The 25,965-nt window shown below is 62.7% G+C and carries 29 protein-coding genes; 6 read left to right on the forward strand and 23 right to left on the reverse strand.

The window, feature by feature from the left end; genetic code table 11:
• Window positions 1–36 precede the first annotated feature (36 nt).
• Window positions 37–1,461, reverse strand: coding sequence for a tRNA adenosine(34) deaminase TadA (tadA, locus tag J2W49_RS04475; RefSeq protein ID WP_310312209.1), 1,425 nt, complete (start codon window positions 1,459–1,461; stop codon window positions 37–39).
• A gap of 158 nt (window positions 1,462–1,619) precedes the next feature.
• Between tadA and opgC the strand changes: the two genes are divergently transcribed.
• Window positions 1,620–2,789, forward strand: coding sequence for an OpgC domain-containing protein (opgC, locus tag J2W49_RS04480; protein WP_310311988.1), 1,170 nt, complete (start codon window positions 1,620–1,622; stop codon window positions 2,787–2,789).
• On the opposite strand, the gene J2W49_RS04485 is transcribed toward opgC, so the two are convergent.
• The 10 genes from J2W49_RS04485 to J2W49_RS04530 all read right to left on the reverse strand — a co-directional run bounded on the left by J2W49_RS04485 (window position 2,775) and on the right by J2W49_RS04530 (window position 10,680).
• Window positions 2,775–3,677, reverse strand: a complete 903-nt coding sequence (locus J2W49_RS04485) for an SGNH/GDSL hydrolase family protein (RefSeq protein WP_310311991.1) — start codon at window positions 3,675–3,677, stop codon at window positions 2,775–2,777. The genes opgC and J2W49_RS04485 overlap by 15 nt on opposite strands.
• The gene (locus tag J2W49_RS04490; protein WP_310311993.1) at window positions 3,670–4,284 is read right to left on the reverse strand and encodes an FMN-binding negative transcriptional regulator; all 615 of its coding nucleotides are present in this window, start codon (window positions 4,282–4,284) and stop codon (window positions 3,670–3,672) included. Before J2W49_RS04490 ends, J2W49_RS04485 begins: the two co-directional genes overlap by 8 nt.
• Window positions 4,285–4,345: 61 nt before the next feature.
• A complete protein-coding gene (locus J2W49_RS04495; RefSeq protein WP_310311996.1) occupies window positions 4,346–5,251 on the reverse strand; it encodes a metal ABC transporter solute-binding protein, Zn/Mn family in 906 nt (301 codons plus the stop codon).
• Window positions 5,248–6,147 (reverse strand): metal ABC transporter permease, encoded by a 900-nt coding sequence (locus J2W49_RS04500; RefSeq protein ID WP_310311999.1) that lies wholly within the window; start codon window positions 6,145–6,147, stop codon window positions 5,248–5,250. The genes J2W49_RS04495 and J2W49_RS04500 overlap by 4 nt, the downstream gene beginning before the upstream one ends.
• Window positions 6,144–6,878, reverse strand: coding sequence for a metal ABC transporter ATP-binding protein (locus J2W49_RS04505; RefSeq protein WP_310312003.1), 735 nt, complete (start codon window positions 6,876–6,878; stop codon window positions 6,144–6,146). The genes J2W49_RS04500 and J2W49_RS04505 overlap by 4 nt, the downstream gene beginning before the upstream one ends.
• Window positions 6,875–7,828 (reverse strand): metal ABC transporter solute-binding protein, Zn/Mn family, encoded by a 954-nt coding sequence (locus J2W49_RS04510; protein ID WP_310312007.1) that lies wholly within the window; start codon window positions 7,826–7,828, stop codon window positions 6,875–6,877. Before J2W49_RS04510 ends, J2W49_RS04505 begins: the two co-directional genes overlap by 4 nt.
• Window positions 7,829–7,872: 44 nt before the next feature.
• On the reverse strand, window positions 7,873–8,457 hold the full coding sequence (locus tag J2W49_RS04515) for a DUF6162 family protein (protein ID WP_310312010.1): 585 nt from the start codon (window positions 8,455–8,457) through the stop codon (window positions 7,873–7,875).
• Window positions 8,457–8,819, reverse strand: coding sequence for a hypothetical protein (locus J2W49_RS04520; protein WP_310312013.1), 363 nt, complete (start codon window positions 8,817–8,819; stop codon window positions 8,457–8,459). The genes J2W49_RS04515 and J2W49_RS04520 overlap by 1 nt, the downstream gene beginning before the upstream one ends.
• Entirely contained in the window at window positions 8,816–9,361 is a 546-nt protein-coding gene (locus J2W49_RS04525) for a thiamine pyrophosphate-binding protein (protein WP_310312016.1), read from the reverse strand. Before J2W49_RS04525 ends, J2W49_RS04520 begins: the two co-directional genes overlap by 4 nt.
• The gene (locus J2W49_RS04530) at window positions 9,358–10,680 is read right to left on the reverse strand and encodes a PepSY-associated TM helix domain-containing protein (protein WP_310312019.1); all 1,323 of its coding nucleotides are present in this window, start codon (window positions 10,678–10,680) and stop codon (window positions 9,358–9,360) included. The genes J2W49_RS04525 and J2W49_RS04530 overlap by 4 nt, the downstream gene beginning before the upstream one ends.
• A 333-nt stretch (window positions 10,681–11,013) precedes the next feature.
• On the opposite strand from J2W49_RS04530, the gene J2W49_RS04535 reads away from it, so the two are divergent.
• Both J2W49_RS04535 and J2W49_RS04540 read left to right on the forward strand, forming a co-directional pair.
• Entirely contained in the window at window positions 11,014–11,970 is a 957-nt protein-coding gene (locus J2W49_RS04535) for a hypothetical protein (RefSeq protein ID WP_310312021.1), read from the forward strand.
• Window positions 11,971–12,178: 208 nt separating this feature from the next.
• Entirely contained in the window at window positions 12,179–13,054 is an 876-nt protein-coding gene (locus J2W49_RS04540; RefSeq protein ID WP_310312024.1) for a RibD family protein, read from the forward strand.
• Window positions 13,055–13,077: 23 nt separating this feature from the next.
• Here J2W49_RS04540 and J2W49_RS04545 read toward each other — a convergent pair whose 3' ends face one another.
• From J2W49_RS04545 to J2W49_RS04560, 4 genes are all read right to left on the reverse strand, one after another.
• The gene (locus tag J2W49_RS04545; protein WP_310312027.1) at window positions 13,078–14,007 is read right to left on the reverse strand and encodes a class I SAM-dependent methyltransferase; all 930 of its coding nucleotides are present in this window, start codon (window positions 14,005–14,007) and stop codon (window positions 13,078–13,080) included.
• The gene (locus J2W49_RS04550; RefSeq protein WP_405000978.1) at window positions 14,004–15,065 is read right to left on the reverse strand and encodes a glycosyltransferase family 4 protein; all 1,062 of its coding nucleotides are present in this window, start codon (window positions 15,063–15,065) and stop codon (window positions 14,004–14,006) included. Before J2W49_RS04550 ends, J2W49_RS04545 begins: the two co-directional genes overlap by 4 nt.
• Window positions 15,066–15,078: 13 nt before the next feature.
• On the reverse strand, window positions 15,079–15,507 hold the full coding sequence (locus J2W49_RS04555; RefSeq protein WP_310312033.1) for a 6-pyruvoyl trahydropterin synthase family protein: 429 nt from the start codon (window positions 15,505–15,507) through the stop codon (window positions 15,079–15,081).
• Window positions 15,508–15,586: 79 nt separating this feature from the next.
• Window positions 15,587–16,585, reverse strand: coding sequence for a zinc-dependent alcohol dehydrogenase (locus tag J2W49_RS04560; protein WP_310312034.1), 999 nt, complete (start codon window positions 16,583–16,585; stop codon window positions 15,587–15,589).
• An 85-nt stretch (window positions 16,586–16,670) separates the two neighbouring features.
• Between J2W49_RS04560 and J2W49_RS04565 the strand changes: the two genes are divergently transcribed.
• Genes J2W49_RS04565 through J2W49_RS04575 form a run of 3 tightly spaced genes read left to right on the forward strand, consistent with a single transcriptional unit; the run spans window position 16,671 to window position 19,917 of the window.
• Complete coding sequence (locus J2W49_RS04565) at window positions 16,671–17,462, forward strand: CDP-alcohol phosphatidyltransferase family protein (protein WP_310312037.1); 792 nt, start codon at window positions 16,671–16,673, stop codon at window positions 17,460–17,462.
• Window positions 17,463–17,486: 24 nt separating this feature from the next.
• Window positions 17,487–18,140 (forward strand): YceI family protein, encoded by a 654-nt coding sequence (locus J2W49_RS04570; protein ID WP_310312041.1) that lies wholly within the window; start codon window positions 17,487–17,489, stop codon window positions 18,138–18,140.
• Between the two features lie 25 nt (window positions 18,141–18,165).
• Window positions 18,166–19,917 carry an LTA synthase family protein gene (locus J2W49_RS04575; RefSeq protein WP_310312044.1) on the forward strand — a complete coding sequence of 584 codons (1,752 nt, stop codon included), beginning with the start codon at window positions 18,166–18,168 and terminating at the stop codon, window positions 19,915–19,917.
• Here J2W49_RS04575 and J2W49_RS04580 read toward each other — a convergent pair.
• The 8 genes from J2W49_RS04580 to J2W49_RS04615 all read right to left on the reverse strand — a co-directional run bounded on the left by J2W49_RS04580 (window position 19,900) and on the right by J2W49_RS04615 (window position 25,556).
• Window positions 19,900–20,703, reverse strand: a complete 804-nt coding sequence (locus J2W49_RS04580) for an FkbM family methyltransferase (RefSeq protein ID WP_310312047.1) — start codon at window positions 20,701–20,703, stop codon at window positions 19,900–19,902. The genes J2W49_RS04575 and J2W49_RS04580 overlap by 18 nt on opposite strands.
• 88 nt (window positions 20,704–20,791) lie before the next feature.
• Window positions 20,792–21,358, reverse strand: a complete 567-nt coding sequence (locus J2W49_RS04585) for a 2'-5' RNA ligase family protein (protein ID WP_310312051.1) — start codon at window positions 21,356–21,358, stop codon at window positions 20,792–20,794.
• 40 nt (window positions 21,359–21,398) lie between these two features.
• A complete protein-coding gene (locus J2W49_RS04590) occupies window positions 21,399–21,617 on the reverse strand; it encodes a hypothetical protein (RefSeq protein WP_310312054.1) in 219 nt (72 codons plus the stop codon).
• Window positions 21,618–22,064: 447 nt separating this feature from the next.
• Complete coding sequence (locus J2W49_RS04595; RefSeq protein WP_310312056.1) at window positions 22,065–23,387, reverse strand: serine hydrolase domain-containing protein; 1,323 nt, start codon at window positions 23,385–23,387, stop codon at window positions 22,065–22,067.
• Window positions 23,388–23,419: 32 nt separating this feature from the next.
• Window positions 23,420–23,755, reverse strand: coding sequence for a luciferase domain-containing protein (locus J2W49_RS04600; protein ID WP_310312059.1), 336 nt, complete (start codon window positions 23,753–23,755; stop codon window positions 23,420–23,422).
• A gap of 283 nt (window positions 23,756–24,038) precedes the next feature.
• Window positions 24,039–24,356: a hypothetical protein gene (locus tag J2W49_RS04605; protein ID WP_310312062.1), complete on the reverse strand. Its 318-nt coding sequence runs from the start codon at window positions 24,354–24,356 to the stop codon at window positions 24,039–24,041.
• 132 nt (window positions 24,357–24,488) lie between these two features.
• Window positions 24,489–24,887, reverse strand: a complete 399-nt coding sequence (locus J2W49_RS04610; protein WP_310312064.1) for a RidA family protein — start codon at window positions 24,885–24,887, stop codon at window positions 24,489–24,491.
• Window positions 24,888–24,962: 75 nt separating this feature from the next.
• Complete coding sequence (locus tag J2W49_RS04615; protein ID WP_310312067.1) at window positions 24,963–25,556, reverse strand: GNAT family N-acetyltransferase; 594 nt, start codon at window positions 25,554–25,556, stop codon at window positions 24,963–24,965.
• Between the last annotated feature and the right edge of the window lie 409 nt (window positions 25,557–25,965).

The raw sequence follows: 25,965 nt of genomic DNA on the forward strand, positions 1-25,965 counted from the left end.
GAATGCGTTGTCTTTGAAAACTGAAAGGTGGCGTCATCATCGCCCAAAAATTCTGCATGCCTCCAATGCAATGCGTTCACCATCTTCTTGCACGAAATGACCGGAATCTGGCAGCAGCATCGGTTCCGGACAGCCTTTTATGGACTCTTGCAGTTGGCGCATGACGGGCTCGCCCAGCACCGGGTCCAACTGGCCAATGGCCATCATGGAACGCCCTTGCCATTGCTGCCGCCAGAAATCGCGCGCAAGACGCGAGGTGGCCGCTCCATCGTCATCCAGATGTTCCGGCACCATTGATGGAAACGCCCGCAAGGCTGCCCGGTGTCCTCGATCAGGAAACGGGGCGTCGTAGGCTGCACATTCATCGGGTGACATGCTTGGGTTGCCGCGAGAGAACAACCGGCTCACGCTGAATTCCGGTTGTTTCCTGCACATTTCCCGCCAGGCGAGAAACCCGTCGCTCAGTGGCCAGTCGCCCGTCGCCAGCGTGGTGTTCATGACCAGCAGGCCGCAGTAGCGGTCAGGCGAGGCCATGGGTAAGGTCAGGCCAAGAAGGCCCCCCCAGTCCTGCACCACGAGCACGATATTTCGCAGATCCAGTTGCTCCACCCATTCCAGCAGCACCTGGCGATGCCAGCTGAATGCATGTGCTCCTTTCTTCTTGGGCTTGTCGCTGCGACCAAAGCCGATCATGTCGGGCGCCACGACCCGGTCGCCTTCGCGAAGAAGGACCGGGATCATCTTGCGATAGAGGTAGCTCCAGGCGGGGTTGCCGTGCAGGCACATCCATGTCCTTGGTGCATCGCGGGGACCCTCGTCGAGGTAATGCATGCGCAAGCCGTGGAGGCTCGGCAAGTCGCTCACGTAATGAGGCGGCCAGACGTAGCCGGGAAGGTTCGCAAACCGCTCATCCGGTGTGCGAACCGCATCGTCACGCAGCGGGTGCGCCTGCTCACGGGCCTCCGCCCTGCGGCTTTTAAAGAAGCTCTGCAGCAGCGCAGCGCATTCCTCAGCCAATACGCCGCCCGTGACCTGGGTCTGATGGTTTAGCTGGGATATGGCAAACAAGTCGACCACCGAGCCCGCCGCACCCGTTTTGGGTTCTCGTGCGCCATACACCACGCGGTCCAGGCGGGCATGGAAGGCAGCCTGAGCGCACATCGCGCACGGCTCCAGGGTCACGAAGAGCTCGCATCCTTCCAGCCGGTAGTTGGACTGCAGGTGCGCGGCTTCGCGCAGCACACGAATCTCGGCATGAGCGGTGGGATCGTGCGTCGACACCGGGCTGTTGTGCGCCGCCGCCAGGATCGTCGCCGTGCCGTCTGCTTGTCGGCGAATCAGCACCGCGCCCACCGGAACCTCACCCGCCTCATAGGCCAGTTGCGCCTGAACCAAGGCCAGCTTCATCAGCCCATCGTCGTGATGGGGTGCTTGGGGCGGCGGTGTGAGGGCAGCGGTCATGAGGGCAAGTTTAGGTGAGCCTGACCCGAGTTTCAGCTTGTTGCATTGCAGGAGTGAAGGGACGGAACTTGTAGCACCTTGCCGTGCCTCTACTCTGGGGCCCGTATCCCGGTTCGTTTTGTTCTGCGGGACGGTCGTCAACAACGAAAGCTTCAAACATGAGAACTGAAAGCCGTCGTTGGGAATTGGATGCCATGCGGGGTTTGATGCTCGTGCTGATGGCCCTGACGCACTTTCCGACTCGGTTGTCGGACCCCATGGGGCAACCCTTCGGGTATGTTTCCGCAGCCGAGGGCTTCGTGTTGCTGTCCGCTTACATGGCTGGCCTTGTGTACAGCACAACCGCGCGTCGCAAGGGCGACGAGCCTATGAAGTCTGCGTTCTTCAACAGGGCGCTCAAGCTTTATGCCTGTCAGCTTGCATTGCTGCTGTTCGCCTTTACCCTCATAGCAGGCATCGCGCTCATCGGCCGCGAGGATGCCGTGACGGGTCTGTTGGGTTTCTACCTTGAGCGACCAGTGGTGGCAATGGTGAGTGCGAGCCTGCTGCTCTACAACCCCGCGCTGCTCGACATCCTCCCCATCTACATCGTGTTCATGCTGATCAGCCCGATCGTGCTGCTTCATGGCATGGAGCACGGGTGGCGGGGTGTGATGGCATTGAGTTTGCTGCTGTGGCTTGGCGCCCAATTCGGATTGGGTTCAGCCCTCTTTCAAACCCTGACCGGGTGGTTCGACATGCCATTGCAATACCAGGACTTGGGCGCCTTTTCCATGCTCGGCTGGCAATTTCTGTGGGTCTTCGGTTTGTGGATGGGCACCTCACACAGCGAACCCGATGCCCAGACAACCCACTTTCCCAGGTGGATGGTGGGGACCGCATTGGTCCTGGCCATCAGTGCCTTCTTGTGGCGACACGCAGTGGGTCAGACGCCACTGCCCGGGTACCCGGGCATCAACCTGATGTTCGACAAGTGGCAACTGGGTCCGTTGCGTTTGATCAACGTGATGGCCCTCATGCTGCTGCTGATGCACTTTGCGCCTTGGTTGAAGCGCAGGCTTCCACGGGTTCAAATGCTTGAAACGCTGGGCATGGCCGCACTGCCCGTCTTTTGCGCTCATCTGGTGGTGGCATTGCTGGCGCTGGGGCTCTTTGGATCAGCGCGCCCGGATCGCCCCTTTTCGGTCGATCTGCTGATTCTGTTCACCGGCTTCTATGCCCTTTATGCCGTTGCCCGGTACGCGGTGTCGCGGGACCAGAGCAAGGCCGCACACAAGAAGACCCGAACCATTGGCCCGGTTCACATGCGCCCTTCAGAGTCGAGCTGAAATGACTTTCTGCCACAAGCTGTAGCCATCGGCGTTGAGGTGAAGCCGGTCACCTGTAAACAGTTCTTCCCTGGGCTGGCCGTTTTCATCAAGCATCGCTGCAAACACATCAATGAACGCCAGTTGCGGATCGCTCTGGCTGTAGGTCTGTATCAATGTGTTGGCTTCTCGCACAGCTGGAATCAGCGATGCGCGCAAGGGGCTGGGTTTGATCGAGACAAAGGCGATGCGACTCTCAGGCAACGAAGCTTTGATTTTCTGAACAAAGGATTCGAAGCGCTCGAGCACTTGCTGGGGTGTGGCCCCCTCTGCCAAGTCATTTTCGCCGGCGTACACCACCACCAGCTTGGGCCTGTAGGACAAGACCAGTTGATCCGCAAGATCGACGCAATCGCGCAACTGGGAGCCACCAAACCCCCGTTTGACCACCGTCGGGTGCTGCTCGAAGCTGTCTTCCAGACCGGTCCACAACCGAATGGATGAACTCCCCACAAACACCACGCCACCCTGCGTCGGCGCGTTGACACGGTCGGCTGCTGCAAAAGCATCGAGACTGGACTGCCAGCGGGCGCTTGCCGTGACGATCGGCTTCGCTATCTGACCCTGCGCCCACAGGGAGGGCAAAGTGAAGCCGATCAACAGACCGGCCAGAAGTGGCGCACGTGCACGCGCGAGGAATTTGAGATAGGGAGAATGCATGGGTGGCTGGACCTTTGAAGCTGTGCCTGTGAGGAGCCGAAGTGCAGAAAGTTTCGTTCGAAAAGGGAAGTTTACGAACACCCGTGACCGATGACTCCCCAATACCGCTGAACGGGCACAACAACAGCGCCAATTGGCGAAAAAGCCACAGCGAACCCGCGGGACCTTGTTCGCGGCGCTGCTAGCCAAGCCCCAATCGGACCATCCAGCTCGCCAGCGCCCGCTCGTCATCGCTTCCTTGAGCGTAGGTCTTCAGCATGGCGCCGTGCGATTCTGGCCGGTGCTGGTTGAGCTTGACTTTGCACTGCAGATCGATCACGCGCAGCTCGAAGGCCGTGATGCCCTGCATCATCTTGTGCTGGTAGTCCTCGCTCAGAGCGCGCCATTGCTCGGCGTAGGCGGGGTCGTGGTCGTGGATCAGGTGCTTGAGCAGCCGGTCCTTGTCGTCAAAGTCCTCCATCAGCGTGGCTTCGACTGTGGCATGCACGGCCAGGTAGTTCCAGGTAGGCACCCGGGCCAGGTCGGGATAGACACGAGGCGACATGTAGGCATGAGGGCCCAGAAAGCTGACCCTGGCCCTGGACCTCTCTCGCAGGTACCGGCCATGCGGGTTCGGACGGGCCACATGGCCCAACAGCAGCAAACCTTCGCCCTCTTCTTCCAGGTGCAGTGGCAACTGCGTGACAAAAGGCAGGCCGTCGTCGTCGACAGAGATCAGGCTGGCAAACGGGTGCGAACGCATCAGCTCTCTGGCGATGGCGGCGTCTTTTGGGGCGAATTGGGGTGGCAGGTACATGCCGACATCATGCCCGCAAGTCCTCGAGCAACCAAGCCGGAACGACCGTTTGCCACGCTCTTCAGGCCGGTGTCAGTCCTTGAACCAGCCGCTCGACGTTGCTCGCCAGTTCAGCCAGCGGGTCCATGCCCACAGTAGACAACACCACCAGACGGGCGCCACCCTCTCTCACAGCGCGGGCCACTTCGGTGGCAGGTTCGCGGTGATGTAGCACGACCACCACCTCGGCATCTCGCAGGGTCTGGCTCAAGGTCTTCAGCGCGTCAGGTTCCCAGGCCGTATCGTCGCGATGATCGCATCCGGACAGGTCGAGGTTGAACCCGGCAGCGAAGTGGTCAAGTCGGTCCGACAGACTGAAAACAGTCACGTCCTCGAGTTGTGCCAATGCGACGCCTGCCTTGGCGGTGAGGGCCACCACATCCCGCTTGAAGGCAGCCAGTTGTGCACTGATGTGCGATGCGCTGTCGGGCGCCAGCAGTTTCAGGTCGTGCGCGACGATGTCGGCCATGCGCCCGAGGTTGGTGGGATCCAGCCAGGCGTGCTGCCCTTCGCCTGGCGCACCGGGCTGCAGGCTCACACCTGGCAGCGCGCCGTCGACAGGTTTGGCCGCGTCGATCTCCACAATGCGGATATTGGCCCGCCGAGCAAGCGGAAACAGGGGGTCTTCTGGCCAGACCGAACGCAGGCCGACGACCGCGTCAGCCGATTGCGCAGCCGCCGCCAGCGCCGCCGCCCCACGGCCCGCGAAATACGAAGTGTGACGGGTCGGCGGGAGTGATTGGGGTGCGACGCGTTCAAGCCGCACGGATGTGCCAGTGAGCAAGCGCTGCGTCACAGCATGGGCAACCGGGTGGGCTGCGAGCACCTTGATGCCGTCCCCCTTGGCTGGGGTCGCCAATGACAGGCCACTGGCACCCAGCAAGGTGGCGGTGATGGCGATGCGGCGGTTGAGCGAGGCATGGGTCATGCGGCTTGTCCTTTGAGTGCGGGAACGATGCCACGCAAGATCGCCGCGATGGCAAACAGGGCCCCCGCCAGCAGAATGATGGCCGCGCCCGAAGGCACGGGCAGCTCGAGTTCGATGGGCACCAGGATGCCTGCGATCGTGCTCACCGTGGCGAACAGCACCGACAGCCAGAAGAAGCTGCGCATGGAATGGCTGAGCAGCCTGGCCGCTGCGGCAGGTATGACCAGCAGTGCGCCCACCAGGATGGCGCCGATCACCTTCACCGCAGCCACAGTGACGATGGTCACCATGGCCACAAACAGGTAGTCCAGCAGCTTGACCCTGACCTTGCGCACTGCGGCGAGTTGCGGATTGAAGCTGGCCAGCATCATGTGGTTGTAGAGCGGCAGCGCCAGGGCCACCACCAACACCGCCACCACCGCCAGCACGGCGATGTCCTGCCCGTTCACGGTCAATACGGAGCCGAACAGCACGTTCTCCAGGATGTGGATGTTCACGCGACCCGACAGCAGCAGCAACAAGCTCCCGCCCATGGCCAGCGACACCGACAGGAACACCCCGATCAAGGTGTCGGCAGACAGACCTGTGCGGTTGCGCAGGAAATTGAGCAGCACACCAAACAGCAGGCAGTAGCCGAACAGGCTGCCGTAGGGGCCGGTGTAAGGCTCACCGAGCAGGATGCCGATCGCCACGCCCGTCAGCGCGGCATGGCCCACGGCCTCAGAGAAGAACGCAAAGCGCTTCACCACCACCAGTGTGCCCAGACCGCCCAGCACTGGCCCGATGATCAGCCCGGCCAGCAATGCACTGACCACAAATCCGTAGGCCAGCGAAGGCGGTAGCCAGCCCGCTTCGGCCCAGGCCTGCACCGTCAACCGGAATGTTTCATAACTCATGCGGTCACCTCTTCGGTCTGTGCCGCCGTGCGCGGACGCGTCGAAAACAGCGTGAGCAGGCGGTCGGGTGTCAAGACTTCAGTTGGTGGTCCGTCGAACAACACGAAGCGATTGAGGCCGGTAACCTGATCTGCCAGGCGCCCCACCGCTTCGAGATCGTGCTCTACCCAAAGCACGGTCACGCCGGCGGAGCGCCAGGCGGCCAACAGGTTCTCGAAAACCTGCACGCCGGCTTCGTCCAGTGCGGCCATGGGTTCATCCAGCACCATCAGCCCCGGATCTGGAATCAGGCTTTGGGCCAGCAACACCCGCTGGCGTTCACCTCCCGACAAAGCGCCCATGCGCCGGCTGCGTTTGTCTGCCATGCCCACACGCTCCAGCGCTGTATGGATGGCCGGTGCAGAACCGCGCGCTCGCCCCAGAAAGGCGGGACGCCGCTGGGTGGTCGCGGCCATGAAGTCTTCCACCGTCATGGGCAGGGTGCGATCAAATTCGATGGCCTGCGGCACGTAGCCGACCACCCCCGGCGTGTGGGGCCAGTTCAGTACCAGCCGGCCTGTGTGTGGCGTCTGGCCCAGCAGGGTCTTGATCAGCGAGCTCTTGCCGCCGCCGTTGGGACCCACCAAGGCATGCACGCGACCGGCTGCCACGGCAAAACTCACCTCTCGCAGGATGTTCGTGCGACCCAGCGTCAGGTCGATGCGATCAAAAAGAAGGGACGGTCCGCTCACAAGGTGGACTCCCGGATCGCCCGCACCACGGTGGCCAGATTGCGCGCGGTCTCGCGCTCGAACTTGTCGGCCTCGTAGGCGCCGTAGGAAATGTGGGTGAGCGCGTAGAGACGCACGCCGGTTTCGCGCTGAATGGTGTCCACATAGGTGGGCGGGAAGTCCATCTCGGAAAAGATGACCTTGACGTCGAGTTCACGCAGCCGGTCGATCGTGCCCTTGAGTTGGGACGGGCTGGGTTCGATGCCGTGGGCGGGTTCCACCACGGCGGTCACCTCCAGGCCGAATTCGCGCAGCAGGTAGTCGTAGGCGCCATGGATGGTGGCCACCCTGAAGCCGGCACCTGGCGCCTGGGCCAGTTCAGACAACGCATTGGCGCGGAGCGTGCGCAAACGGCGTGCGTAGGTGCGGGCGTTGTCCTGGTAGGTCTTGGCATTGGCGGGGTCGATCTGGCCCAGTTCGCGTGCGATCGTATTGACCTGCGCGATGGCCCCGGTCACCGAGAGAAACGTGTGGGGGTTGACCACACTGCCCGAGCCGCCCCGGCCAGCCATGCCCGTGGCCGCCAGCAGTGGCACATTGGCATTCGCCTCGATCAGCGGCAGGGTGGGCTTTTCGCTGGCGGCGATCATGCGTTCGGCAAAGTCATCGTGACCGATGCCGTTGACCACCATCACATCCAGCGTACCAATGCGTTTGATGTCCTCCGCCCTGGGCTCGTAGGCATGCGGATTGAAGCCGGCGGGAATCACGGGAACCACCTCGGCGCGGTCGCCCACGATGCGGGCCACGTAGCTGTAGTACGGATGCAGGGTCACGCCGATGCGCAGGCGCCGGGGGCCATCACTCGAATGTGCCCCTGCCGGCAGCATCAGCATCAGACCTGCACTCAGCAGCATCTGACGTCGACGAAGCACCTGCGTTGGGCTGGTGGACTTGGGCGGTTGGAACATGGGGACTCTCGAAATGGGTGGCGCCCATCGGGCAGGCGCCTTGATCAATGGGAGTGACGGGTCACGCCAGCGTCGAATCTGGACACCACCTGTTTCCACCCTTTGGCGATCAGGTCGTCGGGCGCGAGACGGTGGGGCAATTCGGGGCGGGCAGCGCGGTGCAGCCAGATGTCGGGTTCTTCGTCCGCGTGAGGGGCTTGCGCGTCATGGGGCAACAGGCGCAATAACATGGAACCCGCCACCTCCGGCGCTGTGCTCAGGCCCACATAGGCGTCTGCCTGCTCACTGCGAATGGCCGACCAGACATGCCCTCCCCGCCCGGACGAGCCGAGGTCAACGGTGAACGGGGGCAGATCGGCCTCTCTCAACTCTGCCACCGAAGGCCGGGCCTGCTCGTGAAGGCCTGGCAGTTCGATCACAACCAATCGAAGGTCGGCGTAGATGCCCTGCTCAGCGGCGGTGAGGTCGTCGCGCGCGTCCAGTTGGTGGGCTGCAACGGCAGCTGTCTCGGCCGGTGGAGAGCGCACACCAATGACCGCACCGGCCACCAGCACGATGGTCAGCGCACACAACGCCACCCAGGCGGTTTCATGGCCGGCACCGGCGGGTCTGACAAGCTGCTCGGCCATCAGTCGATGTCGGTGTGGTCGACTTCCACCACGTGGCCAGGCCCCGCGTCGAACAACACATAGAACGCGCCTTTGGGGCGCTTGAACGTGAGCGAGGAGTCTGGCCCCAGCTTGCCAGCCTTGACGATGGTTTCGTCGTAGGCGATCACGTCGAGCTTCACGCCAGCGGCCTTGCTGCCGTCGGAGAAACCGCCCACGCAGCGCACTTCGTCGCCACCGTGCTTCTTGCAGATGCAGACCGGGTTGTGCGCCCAGCTCAGGGAAGCACTGCCGAGCAGGCCAGCCACCAACATCAGCCTCAAAGGCATGCGGATGGTGGAGGTGCCTGGCGCACTGGTTTGAACGGAGTGGGGTTTCGTCATGATGCGTTTCCTCGCTTTTTCATCCATGCCAGCGTGACAGGAGATGCCTGTGCAAGCGGGACAGCCGCCTGGTGCACGGTGCCGTCCCAGCCCTCCAGCGTGATCCACAGGTCGGTGTCTGCCTCGGCCTTGTCCGGAATGCGCACGCTCGCCTGCTGGAGGTATGGGGTGCCGAAGAACAAACCGCCCGCCGCACGCAGGCTGCGTGGCTTGCCGACCCTGATATAGGCGGCCTTGACCTGCGAAAGGCACTGTTCACAAAGCGCCATGCTGAAGACCTTGATGTAGCCCGCTTCGCCATCGCGGAAGGGCTCTTGCACCTGCCACTCGGCCAGCCGCACCGACCAGGGTCCCACCACCACCTCCTCCACTTCTCCCTCACCGAGCCCTTTGGCACCGTCAAACAGCGCCAGGCGGTCGAAATAGGTGGTCAGCGTGACAACCGGAATCACCAGCAGCAGTGCACTCAGCCGGAAGCGCCACCGGTACCACCATGTGCGGATCAAATTCGCAGGCAGCCTCTGTGCTGATGACGGGTTCATTGGGCGCCTTCCATGGATGTGACGGTTGAGGCCGCTGCGTGCTGGGCTCCGGTGGGTTCCCGGGCGTCTCGATGTTCGCGTTTGAGTGCCGAAGCAGTGGCTTGTACGGTGCGCTTGGTCCAGATCAGCATGCCGCTGAAGACCATCATGGTCAGCAGCACGCCGAAGAAGAAATAGACCAGCTTGAGCCACAAGCCTGCGAAATCGCCGGTGTGCAGCGGTCGCATGGACTCGGTCACCAGCTCCAGTGCGGAGCGGTCTGAAACCCGCCGCACCGACTCGACCGCTCCGTTGTAGGGGTTGATGTGAAGGCGCTCGAACAGCAGCGGGTAATCGCCCCTGCCCTGCACCACGATGTGGTCGTAGGCGTTGGCTGGCAGACGCACACTCAGGGGCTGCAACTCGGGCATCACGTCACGTGCCCGCTGGGCCGCCTGTTCTAGCGTGATCAGCGGCGGCTTGAGGCCGTCACTGGTGATGGGCACATCCGCACGCGCGATGACGGGCGGCACGCCCTCGGTGGTGATGGAGATGGAGAAGTCGGACAACAGCGCCCGGGTCAGGAACCACAGACCCGTGACTGCCATGATCAGCACAAACGGAATCGACCAGATGCCGGCCAGTCGGTGAAAGTCGCCCCAGAACACCCGCGCACCTTGGCGCACCCGCAGCCGGGGTTTGAAAAAACCGCGCCAGAACTTCTTGTAGACCACCAGGCCGGTCACCAGCGATACCAGCATCGGCAATCCCAGCAGCGAGACGGCGTACCAGCCAAAGTTGAAGCCGTTGTTGAACGGCATGAGCAACCACCCATGCAGGGCGCGAATGAACTGCCGGAAGTCAAAACCCGTTTGCGTGCCCTGGATGTCGCCCGTGTACGGATTGACATGCATGATGCCGCTGGTCCCGTCTGCATACGACACGCGCACGGCCAGTGCGAACTGGGATTTGACCGGTCTGGCAATGTTGCGAACGATGGCATCGGGTCGTGCCTTGTTCACCGCTGCCAGGATCTCGTCGTAGCCCAGCACCCGCGCATCGGAAGAAGGTGGCCGCGCACGCACGGCGGGATCGGCGAGCCAGACGATCTCCTGGCTCACGGTCGCAATCGAGCCGGTGAGGCAGACAAAAAACAGAAAGATCCAGATCGGCAAGGCAGCCCAGCTGTGAACCAGAAACCACAACTTGGTGCGCGAGGTTTTTTTCTTGCCTTGAGAAGCCGCCTCAGCGTTGCGCGAACCGTCTGCGGGCACACCGTCGGTGTCGAAGAACTCGTCTGATGGGAGTTGTTCCGGGTTCTGGCTGACGGCAGCGGTCATGGGCAAACTCCTGAGACGAAGTGGCGCTTGTGGAAGGGGTTCTTCACGGCAATCAGGTTTGGTTGAGCGTCTGGAACAAAGGCGAATCCCATGTGTGCCCTCTTTCGGGACCACCGGCCGGGTTTTTCCTTGAGTAGATTAACGCGAATACGAATGGATCGCATTATATATACGGATGCAGCACCGGTGGACCCGGACCCACAGCGTCTCTTTCGAACGGCTCATGGTCCCTGCAACGGAATAACGCAAATGCACTGGTGAGGACTTCCTCATTCAAGGCCTCCGATGCGATGATGAGCGGCCGTTGTATCGTTGGTCTCCGCCCCATACCCCATGTCATTCATCCACCATCCGGCATTCCAGAGTCTGGGCTTGCCCCTTTTGCTGACCCTTGTGCTCACCGTGTCACTCGGCATGCGCCAGACATCGGCGGGGCTGCGGTGGTGGGCCATGGGCTCGGCCATGGCCTTGTTGCTGAGCTTTCTCCTGTTGCCAGGGTTTGACTGGCCGGCCACAGCAAGGGCACAAAAGCTGCCGTGGATCGCGTTGGGCGGCACGGGCCTGGCGTTCGTCTGGGTGCTGTCCGGCGCCACGCAACCCAATCGTTGGATGCACTGGGCCATGGGCTCGGCCCTATGGGCGGTGGCTTGTGTCTGGTTGACGGCCGACCCCGCTCAGTGGGCGCACTCATTGCTCGGCGCACTCGCGGGAGCGGCCGTGCTGGCATCGTTGCTGATCAAGCGCCCCATTCAAGGAAGGACACAGGGCGCACACGAACCACCGTCCACCCCTGCCAAGGCTGCGGTCAACGGTGTTGCCGATTCAGCTACGCTCACGGTGGCTGCCCTGGGGCTGGCCGGGATCGCGGCGGCTGGCGGATCGCTGCTGTTGGCGCAACTGGCCATGATGCTCGGCGTGGTCACGGCCGTTCCTGGGTTGTGGGCCTGGCTGCGGCCTGCTGCCGGCCTTGCAATCCAGCCGGCTGCCCTTTTTCCTCTGGGTCTGGCGTGGCTGGTCATCGCGTATTCGCTGGCGGTACCGGGTCCATCGACTGCAGGGCGCGTGGCGGTTATCGCATTGGCCTTTGCGGCACCTGTGCTCCTGAAGCGCGCCTCCTGGTCGGCGCGTCATCCCCGCTGGACGCCGCTGCTGACCGCCATGCTGGCGGCGCTTCCAGTGGTGGTGGCTTTGGCCTGGCTGTTGTTGGGCGATGCCGCGCCCCCCGGTGCCGATGGTTCTTTGGGCGAAACCACCGAAGACGACCCCTACTACAAGCCGACCTGGGAATGAACCTGCGGCCACCGCACGTTGTCCCCTACGGCTGGGTACAGGCTCCGCTGGCCGCCGCCGCAAAGTCCCTCGATTCGTTTGGGTCTCTGGGTTTTTTGGTCTGGATGCGAAGATGCTGCGCATGGTCAAACCCTTGCAAGTGAAAACCCCGACCGATCCCGCAGCCCTCGCCCCCGGTGACCTTCCTGCGGACTGGCCAGACCTATGGATGCAAATCCTCAAAGTGCGCCAGGGAGACACTTCTGCACCGCAACGCCACAGGCGCCTGACGCACAGCCGCCAGTTGGGATGGGCCCTGAACGGGCCTTGCAGCGAACGCAGCGCGGCCCTTTTCGCTCTTTACAAGCCCATGCTGGACGCGCGCCAGACCCACCGGGACCTGCCCGATGCGCCTCCTTGGGTGGTGGCGCAACTGGGTCAGAGCCTGGATGGCTTTGTTGCCACCGAAACCGGCGACTCCTACTATGTGACCGGGCCCCACAGCCTGGTCCACCTGCACCGCCTGCGCGCGCTGTGCGACGCGGTCTTGGTTGGCGCGGGCACGGTGGCGATCGACAATCCCCAACTCACGACCCGGCGGGTGCCTGGACAGAACGCGGTGCGCGTGGTGCTGGACCCCGACGCCCGGCTGGACGGACGCTCGCGGCTGTTCAACGATCGGCAATCCCCCACCCTCTGGCTGTGTGACGCTCGCCATGCAGCCACCGCGCGCGAGCGACTCGCGGCGCTGATGCCAACGGACGCCGCAGCAAACCATGCCAGCACCGAAGTGGTGGCGGTGGAAGGCCTGCTGGAAAAAGAAGGCTTGCCTTGTCAGTACCTTCCCCCGCGGGCCGTTGCTGCGCTGGCCGAACGCGGGTTGCGTCTGTTGTTCGTGGAAGGCGGCGGAGTCACGGTCTCGCGGTTTTTCCGCTCCAACGCCTTGAACCGCCTGCACCTGGTGGTGGCGCCGGTGCTGATCGGTCAGGGCCGGCGCGGCCTGCAGGCCACGGCACACGATGTGATGGCGGATTGCCCGCGACCACCTGCCCGCATGCTGATCCTGGGCGACGACCTGCTCTGGGACCTCGATCTGCGAGCCTGAACCCGCGCGGCCTGCCCTGGGTCTTATCCGGACCGTGCAGGTGGAAGGGCAAGCACATCGATGTGTCCCACCATGAGCCGCGCCTGCGGCGCGCGGGCCATTCGCCGGGCATGCCATGCACTCACCCGCTCCGTCGACGCTGGCAGCTGCTCCCGAACGGCTTCAGCCAGGCCATCCACCATCGCACCCATCAGCGCCTGTCCGCGGGGGTCGGCGCGGCCATCCACCTGCCAGTCGCTGCGCGCCTGCATGACCCGGTAGCCTGCCTGGCGCAGCAGTCGCACAAGCACTGGCACGGCCCTGGCGCCCAGTGCGGGTCCGAAGCCTTTGTCGCGCTGCTGATGTGCCGCGAACGTGTGCGACATCCAGATGTCGTCCCGGTCTGCGGGGTGCCACCGGAGCCGACCATCGACACTCAAGGTCAGGAGCAAGCCGGCCCGGGCTGCGCTGCAGCATGCCACGAGCTGCTTCAGCCAGACCGGCCCCACCAAATCGATCAGCGCGGAAGCGGTGACCAGATCGGCTGCCGACCAGGGCAGCGCCTCCAGATGCTGCGCCAGATCCAATTGGCGGCGAACGATCTCAACGGAAGCGGAAGGCAATGGCCAGCGGGCCACCCGCGTCAGGTCGTGTGCACCATCCATCAGCGGTGCGCCAGTGGACTCAAACACCGAAGGCCATGCATTCAGCAAGGCGGCATCGTGGTCCACGGCCAGCCATTGCTGCGCACCTTCCAGCCAGGGGGCCAGCCAGCGCAGGTTCGACCCGGTGCCGCAGCCCAGATCGATGACCCGCCACGGATGGGTGCTGCCCGAGCGCCAGCGCTCCAATCGCTCCACCCATCGCATGCGCCGGGCAGCGACATTGCGGGCTTCAAAGTCAAATGGTTCGCGCAGACTCAACCAGTCGGCGCTGAAGCCATCAGGGGCTGCTTCGGCAGATGGTTGCTTCATGCCAGCGTCTCCAGAACACGGGCCAGCATGGCCGCTTGGCGGTCCCAGTCGGGCAGTTGCTGCGCTGCGGCTTGCGCGCCGGCCGCCAACTGGCTTCGCAATTCAGGGGCAGAGATCAACCGAGCCAGCGCCTCACGCAGCGCGGCGGCATCCCCGGGCGGCACCTGAAGCCCGGCACCTGGTGGCAATGTGTGAGCCAGCGCCCCGGCGGTGGTGGTCAGCACGGGAATCCCGTGCGACACGGCTTCGGAGACCACCATGCCGTAACCCTCGTGCAAGGAGGGCAACACGAACACATCGGCCTGCGCATAGTGCGTCTGCAGCGCGTCGCCAACAACCGCACCGTGCCAGAACACCCGCCCCTCCAGTGCGTCTTCGGAGCTCATGGCTTGTACGCGACTGGCGAGCTCGAGGTCGCGGTCCAGGCTGCCCACATTGTGCAACTCCCAAGCAAGGTGACCCAGGCCGGCCAATGCTTGCAACAACACCGCATGGCCCTTGCGCGGGGTGACCGTGGCCACACACAGGAGCCGTACCACTTGCGATGGACCCACGGCGCGAACTGCCGGAATGGGCTGCCGGTCTGTCCCGGGCTCCACCACCACGATCTTCGCCAGCGGCACGCCCATGGCCGCCACGTCCTGCACCGTGGCGCTGCTGGTCACCACCACCTGAGCAGCCCATTGCAACGCGCGTGTCTCGCTGGCCAGCAATTGTTCGCGTGCCCGGCCGTCCAGACCGGTTTCCATGTGCAGCGGGTGGTGCACCAGCGCCACCCATCGAAGGCGCCGCGCGTGGGCCTGCGCCATGGCCGCCATGGCGCCAAACGCAAGCCCATCGGCGATCACCAGCGCGCCATCGGGCAGCCTCGCCACCGTGGCCGCCGTTTCCTGCAAGGCCTCTGCGTCTGGCTGCGGCCAGGCACCCGGCAGGTGCCGAACGTCGACCGACCACTCTGCCGCGCGCAGCGCCTGCACCATCCGCCGGTCGTAGACATAGCCGCCGGTGGGCGTGTCCCAGTCGCCTGGCACCAGAAAACAAAGGTTGCGCTCGCTCATGTGTTTGCCACGGTCAAGGCTGCGCCGGCAGATCGGCCTCAAACGATGCCCACGCGACGTGAGATTCGTTCAGCGTCACCCGCATCTGCTTGAGCCCTGCCCCGTGCGCGCCTGGCAAGGCCTGGGCACCGAGTGCCCCTGCGGCGATGCGCGCGGCAATGCGGTTGAAGATCACGCGGGCCAGAAATTCGGTGGTGGTGTTCTTGCCAGCGAACTCGGGCTGCTCGTCGAGATTGCGGAAATTGAGCTCTGCGAGAACCTCACGCAACACCTGAGTGGCCAAACCAATGTCCACCACGATGCCATCCGAGTCCAGTGCCACGCGCCGCAGTTCCAGATCCACCACGTAGGTGGCGCCGTGCATGCGCTGGGCGGGGCCGAACACTTCTCCCTGGAAGCTGTGGGCGATCATGAAATGGTCTCTGACGTTGACGGCGTACATGGGCAAGGGTCCTGTGATGGGTTCTGGAAGGAGGATGAAAAAAAGTGGTGCAAAGCAGGGGGTGACACGCAAGCTCAGGTCAACGAGGTTCGGGGTAGTCGATCCGGTGGCACAACACATCTGGCGCCCCGGACCCTGCCAGACGCTGGAGCACCTGAGGCAGTTCGTCAAACGGCGCGCTGTGTGTGATCAAGGCATCGAGTCTCGGATCGGTGAGCATTTTCAACGCCAGCTCAAGACGCTGACGGTGGCTCCATCGCCCCCGCATGGCCGTGGCGACCGAGCCGACCTGTGAGCTTTTGAGCACCAGTCGGCGCGAGTGAAACGCCTGCCCCAGTGGCACGGATACTTCGCGGCTGCCGTACCAGCTCAGTTCGAGCACCGTGGCCTCAAAGGCCGCCAGCCTCAAGGCAGTGGCCAGCCCTGCAGCGTGTCCACTGGTGTGGATCACCAGATCTGCTTCGTCCTTGGCATCCTCCGGCAAGCTGAAACTGGCGCCGAGCAGCCCGGCAATGGGCGCGCGCGAAGCCTGGATGTCAATCACCTGCACGCTGCACCCTGGCACCTGCGCCGCCAGCCAGGCCACCAGCAAACCCAGCGTACCACCACCAATCACGGCGATGCGCTCACCCATGCGGGGCGGCGCGTCCCAGAGGGCATTGATCGCCGTCTCCAGGTTGGCCGCCAGCACGGCCCTGGCAGGCGGCACATCGGGCGGCAAGGGCAGCACTGCAGATGCCGGCACCTGAAACACGGTCTGATGCGGGTAGAGGCAGAAAACCAGGCGCCCGACCAGATCCGGCGGACCCTCTTCCACCCTGCCAACGCTCACATACCCGTACTTCAGCGGAAAAGAAAACTCGCCTTCCTGGAACGGCGCGCGCATGCGCTGTGTCTCACTGGCGGGCACCTCGCCCCGGAAAACCAGGGTCTCGGTGCCCCGGCTCACACCACTGTGCAAGGCCAGGACACGCACCTCGCCAGGTGCCAATGCGGGCAAAGTGGTGGTGCGCAGCTCGGCTTGCAGGGGTGCATTGATCCAGCAAGCCAGGCTGTGTGCAGGGGCGTTTTCTGTCATGTGATCCGTTCGTGAACCCGGCTGTGCAATACCCACCCAACAAGGCAGGCGCAAGCGAAACTCCGACAATGTTACGGTGCCGACCATGAAACCCAAGGGCCACCGCCCCCTTTCCCCTCCGGCGGCAACAGCCGCCGGGCTGACCGCCCTGCAGCAGGATGCCCTGAAGCACCTGCTCGTCGGTGCCTTGGGGGTGCTGGTTGCATCGAGCATGCTGGTTGGCCAAGGCTTCTTCAATCTCGGCCACACAATCAAGACGATGGTGTTCTTCGGGGCAGGTGCCTGGCTGATCTGGCGCGCGTTGGCACCCCGCTCAGGCAACAGCGTTGTGCATCCCCATGCCCGTTTCGGACCCGCGAACCGGGTGACCCTCCTCCGGCTGGCCTTGGTGGCGCTGATCGCGGGGATGATAGGTGAACCCGTCCCTGCAGCACCGCTGGCTTCCACACCGGGTCTGGCCTGGGCCATCGTGGTCCTGGCCACGCTCACGGCCCTGCTGGATGCCGTGGACGGCCACCTGGCCCGCCGCAGTGGCTTGGCCAGCGCATTGGGTGCGCGGTTCGACATGGAAACCGACGCCTTCTTCATTCTTGTTCTGTGCGCCCTGGTGGTGCAGGTGGGCCAGGCCGGGCCATGGATACTGGCTTCCGGGTTGATGCGCTACGCCTTCGTCGGCGCTGCGCGCTTGTGGCCCTGGCTGTCTGCTCCCTTGCAGCCCAGCAAACGCCGCCAGACGGTGTGCGTGGTGCAGATCACTACACTGATCGTGTGCCTGGGGCCAATCATTCCGCCTGCCCTCGCTGCCGGCCTCGCCGCTTTGAGCCTTGTCTTGCTGACCGCCTCGTTCGCCATCGACGTGCGCACCTTGTCGCGTTGATCCACCCATCAGGAGACCTGAACCATGAACCAGCCCTTTGTCTTCTCACGCGGCATCACACGCCGCAAAGCCGCCACTTTTTTCGGTACCTCGATGGCGGCGCTTGCCATCGCCCTGTCTTCGTTGACGGCTGCGCCCGCGCAGGCCCAGGCGTCGCGCTACGAGATCGACCCTGACCACCTGACCGTGGCTTTCCTGGTGGACCACATCGGCTACGCCAAGGTGCTGGGCCTGTTCCGCTCGGCGCGAGGCAGCTACCGTTTCGACGAGACCACTGGCGCCCTGTCGGATGTGCGCATTGAAGTGGAAACCGCCAGTGTCTTCAGCAACCAGCGCAAGCGCGATGAGCATCTCAAGGGACCTGATTTCCTGAACAGCGGCGAGTTTCCCCGCATGGTGTTCACGGCCAGCAGCGCAAAACGCAGCGGCGACCGCGACTTTGAAATCGCAGGACAGCTGGAGGTGCTGGGCAAGACCCAACCGCTGACCCTGAAGGCCACCTGGAACAAGAGCGCCGAGTCGCCACTCGGTGGCATCGGCAGCAAGCCGTACGTGATGGGCGTCTCCGCCAGAGGCAATTTCAAGCGCAGCGCCTACGGCATGAACTACGCCGTGGCCAACGGCTGGGTGGGCGACGATGTAGAGCTGATCATCGAATTCGAGGCCGTTCGGAAGTGATGTTCTCTCTGTCTGCCGCTCCCACGTGAGCCACACGCCTCCACCCGCTGCGTCTTCGGCTTCGCCCGGGCGCCTTTCGGCCCTGCCGTGGTTGCTTCGCTTCGGCCTGGCCTTCGGTGTGCTCAACACCCTGCTGACCTTCGAGAACCGATGGCCGGGTTTTGGCCTGCTGTACATGCCACGACTCTCGTTCGAGCTGTGCATTGGTGTCGCCATGTTGATGGCCTGGGTGAGCTGGCGCGGGCGACTGTCTGCGGCAGCCACCACATGGCTGTCCGCCGGCTTCATGGCCCTGGTGGCGGTGCGCTACGCCTTTGTGACGGTGCCAGCCGTGCTGGGGCGGCCCGTGAATGTTTATTGGGACGGGCGGCATGCCGGCGAACTGCTTCGCGTTGCAGCCGAGTCAATGTCTGCTTGGCAACTCGCGGCGGGACTGGGAGTGACCGTTGTAGGCGTTTGGCTTCTCGGGTGGATCGTGCGCACCGCCATCCGAACACTGGCCGCGAGCCTGACCTGGCCAGTTGGCCGCCCATGGGTGCTGGGCAGCGTGGCGGCCCTGTCCGCCAGCTTTGTGGCCTATGTGCCCGATGTGCGCGACACGCGCTGGTTTTTTTCGCTGCCACTGACGCCCACCATCGTGAATCAGAGCCGCTTGCTGGCCCAGGTCTGGCTGCCTGAGCGCGTCGAGGCCGCACTGGGCCCCAGCCCGGCCTTCGACGGCGGCCTGTCAGGCCTGGAAGGTCCACAGGGACGGGCAGACGTGGTGTTGATCTTTGCCGAATCGTATGGCGCCGTCGTGTTTGACCAACCGGATCTGTGGGCTGCGCTGGCTCCATCGAGGGCAGAACTGGCGCAGGCCATCGCCCTCAGCGGCCGGCAGGTGGTGTCGGCGCGCATCACGGCACCCACCTTCGGCGGGTCGTCGTGGCTTTCGCATGCCACGCTGTTGTCTGGCGTGAACACGGCCGCTCACGCAGACCACCACCTGCTGCTGGCGAGCCAGCGTCAGACCCTGGTGAGCCACTTTGCCCGCAACGGCTACCGCACTGTGGGATGGATGCCCGGACTCAAGCGGCCCTGGCCTGAAGGGGCCTTTTATGGCTTCGATCGCCTGGCCGACGATGCGGGCATGGGCTACCGGGGGCCGGACTTCGGCTACTGGCGCATTCCGGATCAGGCCGCCATGGCGCTGTTGCACGAGCAGGAACTGCGCTTCGATGCCGATGCATCCGATCGCAAACCTCGGCTGGTCGTATTTCCCACCACCACCACCCATGCCCCATTCCACCCCATCGCCCCTTTGATGGATTGGCACAAGCTGACGGCCGCCGATGGCGGCTATCGAATGGAGGACGTTCGGACCGCCCTGGCCAACCCGCTGGCCTCGCAACGCCCCACACCCAACTACCTGGCCAGCATGCGCTACCAGTACGGGTGGATGGCTTCCTACCTCAAGGACATGGCGCCACGGCCACTGGTGTGGGTGGTTGTTGGCGACCACCAGCCACCTGCGCTCGTCTCAGGTCAAGGCGCCACCTGGGACGTGCCGGTGCATGTGATCGCCGACGATCCTGCGCTGATGCGGATCTTGCTGGCTGGCGGGTTTGTTCAGGGACTGGAACTGCCAGCCGCCGCGCTCGGTCCGATGGAGGACCTCACGCCGGTGTTGCTCAAGTTGTTCGACGGTGCACCACCTGAACACGCTGAGCCTATTCCCAGCGTGGCTGTAGGCGCTCCCGCCGACCTCCCCGCCGGCCCCCTACCCTCGGGTACCTGAGGCCGCATGCGATTCAGGTAGCCAGGCGTGCACATCACCCGAGGGTGCGTCTGCAGGTAACGCAAGAAGCCATTCACGCATGGCCGTTGCCGTGAGACCTTGCGGGGTCAGCAAACGGAGCCGCTCACCCAGTGAAACCGCGTAGCGATAGCGACCAGGCCCTGCCAGCGTCTCCAGCCTGTCGATGCAACCCAGTGCGACGTCCCGTACGGCAGGCAGGAACTCAAACGAAAGTGATGGCAGGGCAAGGCCCAACCCCATCAGCACCTCCAGCTCAAACCCCTCGACGTCGATCTTCACGAAATCGGGCACGCCATGGGCGGCAATGAGATCGTCCAAGGTGACCACAGGCACCACGGGGCCTTCTTCCCAACGCACGCCACTGAAGGCAGGGCTTGCACCGGCCCGTTGCACGAAGTCACGAGAAAGCGTCGAGACCGTCGGCGTGCGCGGGCTGGCCAACAGTTGTGCCTGACCTTTGACGCGGCCCACCGCCTGCGCTCGCAGCACCACGCCTTCGTCCTTTGAAAAGCTGCGCTGCAACCAGCGCACAAAATCCGGCTGCGGCTCGAGCGCCACCACGCGCGCAGAGAGTCTGCGAAATGCGGCTATGCGGTTTCCGGTGTGCGCGCCAATGTCAAAGGCAAGCCCACCTTGCGGCAGGAAGCGGCCATAGAAACGCCGCAGCTGGTAGCCGCGCCAGGGAATTCCGTGGTACACCAGCAGAGAACGCCAGAGGCCCCAGCGGCGCTCAGCCAGGCTTCGCCATACTGAGGTTTGGTTCATGGCGAATGCTCCAAGTGTTCGTCGGCCAGATGCATGGCATGCGAGTCGCCCCAAAGAAACAGATCAGGAGCATCACCAAGACCAGGCGTCACCAATCGCTGAAACCCATCTGCCGGCTCTGCAATGGCCACTGGCCCAAATTGACGTGTGTGCCGCGGCCAAGGAGACTGTCTATCAGTAGCAGTTCATCCACTCGCCAGCGAATCGGCGCGATCGGTTCGCGGCCTACATGCTCGTCGCAGTAGAGCAAGCTCACATGAGGGTTGAAAGGCTTGCGAATGTGGTGGCCGATTCCCGAGACTTCCATCTCCGTTGCCAGGGCGCGCTGCAACTGGCGCAGCCTTTTGAGTTCGACGCCGCCGGTCAGCACCAAGCCACCCTTCCCCGCACCGCCGAAGCTACCGATGCGGTCGAAGCCGACACCGAACGACGCCATCTCGACACTGCCACCCGCTTCCTTCGCGCGGCACAGCAGTTCGTGCGGCATGTCTTTGTAGTCCCCCAACCAGTGAAGCGTGATGTGCAAATTCTCCGGTCTGACACGACGACCCTCCAAGTGGCGCACGTCCACTTGCCGTTGCAGGGCATCGATCGCCATCAATCTGGCTGTCAAGTCAGGCCGGACCGCGTAGAAAAGCCTGTGAAGATTGATCATTGCGACAGGCCAGATCAGTGCTTTCGCCCCTCACTCCCACTCAATTGTCAACAGCCGGTCGCTGCTCATAGGTGAAAGCCGTGTATCTGCAGCCCAAAGCGAGGTCAATACCGACTTGCTTACCGTCGCCTGAAACCGCACAAAGCAACTCCATTTTATAACTACTGGCCATAAGGCGCCGTGATTTGGAGCTTGCCTCGCGATCGGCGCCGGACTTGTCCGCTTTGACGGTATCGCCTGCCCAGTCGGTCGGTGCCATGACGGTATTAGCCTCTGCAGTGACGGTATCAAGACTTCCGGTGCCCATCGACCATCCGCGGCGTCCACGGCACCTAGAAGGGGAACGAACTGAGCGGCTGTTGCCCCAAAGCCAGCGACCGCTTTCGGCTGGATGGCCATCCGACTCAGACCAGCCATGCACGGCCCTTGGGATCACCGACTTGAGCGGCAAGTCAAGGCTGGTTGCTGCCGGTCAGGTGTTCATGGCGCAATCGCAGCCGCGGCCCGAACCTGCCATTCCTCGTCTGCCAGGCGACCGACCGTTGCACCTCCAGCAGCGGCCACCCAACAGCGATGAGCCACACGAGGAGGCCGAGCGACTGCTACCCGCTGAGGCGACCGGCTCTTCGCGATCCGGAGGAGGCACTCGCCGCCATTCACGAAGCGGTAAGACCACACTCCGCGGGTCTTCGGCTTCGAACCTGCCTCATGCCCTCACCTTTATGTAGGGCCACGCACTCACCAATCCGATGCCAAAGGCGTCAAACATCAAATACCGGCCTCCGGGAACAAACCCGATACTTGACCCGCCATCCTCGGTGACGTAAACCGGACCCTCAGCGCTCACCAGCGAATGTGCCCTTCTGCCTAAAACCATTTGCAGGGAGTCCGTGGACACCGTAATGGTGACCTCGTTCGGATAGCCCTCGGTGTCCGGCCATGCGCTGCGATAGGTCCCGCCATACGATGACCACATTGCTGGGTACGCATGCTTCACCCCTTGTTCGGGCGAATCGCTCAGACCTAAAAGCTCATCCAGAATGTTGCGCGCGTTGACGCCATATCCTGCGGGGTGGTTGAACAGAGCAATGAACGCAAGCTTTTCCTGCGGCACCATCACAAAGGTGGAGCCGCAACCGAAGCCACCTCCACCATGTGTCACAAGCTTCCTACCCCTGTGGTACTCGATGTCGAACCCTAGCCCGTACCAACGTGGTTGCCGCGTGTACGCGTCTGCTTGCCGTTCGTGCATTGATCGCACGGTTTGCTCATCGAGCAGGCGACCCACAGGCAGCCTTCCACCGTGCATGTGGCTGATGGCAAGTTTCGCAAGGTCCTGGATCGTGGTCACTGCCCCACCCGCTGGATAGAGCACGGGTGGGCGCCTGAGATCGTCCACCGTATCAAGGGTCTTGCCAGCGAGTTTGGGCGCGGCAGCGTCGAAACTGGTCGATGTCATGGCCACTGGAGAGAAGATCATCTCTTCTGCCAGGTCTGCGAACCGAGTGCTGGTGACGTGTTCTGCCAGCAATCCTGCAATATTGAATCCAGCGTTGCTGTACCAAAAAACCTCCCCAGGACTTCCCGCAGCTTTGTATCGAGGAACGTCGTGACGCACGTAGTGTTCCAAGCAATCCCGGGAGCCCGAGAAGAAGCACTCTGGAATGTCAGGGTCCGATGAAAGGCCCGACGTGTGCGTAAGCAGGTGGCGGAGGGTGACTTGAGAAACGTCCCCGCCTTCTGGATACGTCAGCCAGGATAGGTGCCGAACAATCGGCTCATCCAGATTCAAGAGCCCTCGTTCAACGAGGCGCATGATCAAAGTCGCAGTGATCGGTTTGGCGGTGGAGCAGCTTGGAAACAGCGTATCTTCTGAGACCAGTCGTTGACTGCCGCGAGAGCCGACCGATCCAAATCCTTGGGCATACACCAGTTCGGAACCTTGGACAACTCCGAGGGCAAACGCCGGCACCCCAGTGGCCTGCAGGTACTGGCCCAATCTCTCCGTCAGCCGATCAAATGCGGGCACGGTTGTACTCCTGTGTGAGCCTATCTTCGTCCTCAGCGCGAAACCGACCCAGACTGCAGCTGTGCGACGGCCAGCTTGACCATCTCAGCGACGCGCTGCACCTCTTGTTCTGAGTTGAAGCGCACTTCGATCCACGGCAAGCCTGCCGACCGTACCGGGTGATGTACCGACCCGGAAGGATGTGAGAGCCCCAAGGACGCGATGATCTTCTTTGTCAGACGCAGGTCAAGTTCGTGGTCATGGTGAAAATGCGCAAACTCCTTGCCTCGAAAAAACAGGGCGGTGCCTCCTCCGACGGGGGACGCCTCAGCTGTCAGGCCCTCGACAGAGGCGAGCAATTGGAGCAACTGTTGTTTGTATACGGACATGGTTCGCAGATCCTGCTGTCTTGGTAGAGACGCTGGCCAGGTGTGGAGTGTGTGGCCGAACGGTCGAGCTAGGTCGTGCCCGTGTGTGGCTGCTCGTTTGCGCGGCCTAATTGTGGTTAAAGCGACCAAACGCCAATCCGCTGCCCAGCCTACCCGAGCCTGCATATTCGACGCAGCAGAACCTGCCGACCACTGCAACGCTACCCGAGGACTGCTTTGCTCCGCCGGGCCAGATGCGCGCTCTCGGCCATGAGCCGACTTTGCGCAGTGAAAAAGCAGCCATTCAACGTTTGCACGGCCCGGCATGTTGAGCCTCGAACTCGACATGATCAGCATCCATTTTTTCAATCCACTCAGCTTCGCTTGCAAACATTGAAAAGCGAGGCCAGCTGGTATCTGTCTCCATCTGGAAAGTCAAATGCACAGCGACGAGGCGCCCCGTGCCATCTTGCACCGCAAACAGCACTTCGTCCTTATCGTCCCTGCGCCCCAGTGCTTCGACAGGCATTCCGTGCAAGGCATGACCCTTCGCCACTTCCCTGCGCAGTTCGGCGGCCAATGCATCGTTCTTGGTCTCGTACCAAGGTGCAAGGAACTTCATAGAGATTTAACTTTGATTGAAACGGTCAGAAGCAGTCGACCTTCAAACGAGAAAATAGTCGTTCAACTTTGAAACTCACCGGACGAGGGCGAGCGCAGCTTTCCAGAGGTCCGGTGGATTGGAATGTTGGCCTCACTGAGCCTGAGCTGAGCTCTTGATGACAGTTGCGTCCACCTCAACCAGCTGGCCGGGATGCCCAAGGAATGCGACCCCGAGGAGCGTTGCCGGAGGAACAGTTCCAGAGAACCAATGTTGTACGCCAGCCCAGGCCCTTGTGAGGTTTTCTTGCTCGCCGGCGACGTAGACGACAAGGCGCTGAATGTCGTGCGTCGAGAAGCCGTTGACGGAGAGCAGCGTGTGCAGATTGCTCAGGCATTGCGAGGCTTGAGCGAACGGGTCCATGACCCCCACAAGCTGACCCGATGAGTTGTGAGGTACCTGCCCGGCGACATGAAGTTGACTTTCGGTACGTCTGGCGTACTCGTAGCCCGGTGTGGCCGCAAGACCGGCATTTGTTTCAAGTTCGTTCATTCTCTTGATCGGGACAGTAGGGGTTTCGTGTGAGGCCAACAAACGGATCAGATCGCGGCTTCGCGCGATCTATCCTTACTCGTTAGGCGCCGGGGCTCCGCCGGAGCCGGGCTCTCGCACCACTAAGCTTTTTGCCATGAACACATAGGAGAAGGAACACCCGTCGATTTTGAACATCTCTGGGATTTCACCGGTCTTGCCAAATCCCATGCGGCAGTAGAGTTCTATCGCTCCCCTATTCTCGGCAAGGACCTGTAGATCGATCCATTCGAGACCAGCCTTCTCGATCGCCCACGTCTCTGCAAATGAGAGCAAGGCCACACCGATCCGCTGCCGTCTGTACTGGCGATGCACTCCCATCCCGAGCAGGCAACGATGTTCGGTGAACCTTTCAGGATGAGAGCGGAGATCGATGTGGCCAACTATCTGACCGCCAGTCGATCGCATGACCCATAAGCGCCTCCAGCCTGCGGTGCCGATAGCCAGGTCTAGGCCATTCCGAAATGCTGACACTCTTTCTTCCGACAGCCGTGGCGTGCCACGTTGGAGCGGCTGGAAGTAGGTGTCGTCCACCCCGTTGTCAGCGAGATGATCATTCAGGTACTCGACAAAGAGTTCGAAGTCTGCATGTGTGACAAGCTCGATTGAAGCCGCCGGATCAATGGTCATAAGGATCGTTTAGAGCCTAACTTTGATCTAAAAGGCAAAACGCCGGATACCTACAACCGCTGCCGTTAAACAAAGTCTCATGACATTCCCAAAGTGCGTTTGAAATCAACTCAGTAGCGTCACACACCGGTTGAATTAACAGGTTTAACAGATCCGACAAACCCGACTGGTCTCTCTTTGCCTGAGCGGCTTGACAGATCGGGCGCGCGAGCCGTTGGGCAGTTTACTGGGAAGCACGCAGTTGCAGCGTCAGAACCTGCCGACCGCTGCAACCGGGATGACTGCTATGAGGGCCATTGCCGGAAGACCGCTACGGGCCAATTCTGTTGAAAAACTCGGTTTTGGCCCGTGCGGTGGGGTCACGCTGAATCCGCCACGATCAGAATTGAGTTTATTTCCCGGCCGCTTC

The organism is Hydrogenophaga palleronii (assembly GCF_031457455.1).
Classification (GTDB): Bacteria; Pseudomonadota; Gammaproteobacteria; order Burkholderiales; family Burkholderiaceae_C; genus Hydrogenophaga; species Hydrogenophaga palleronii_A.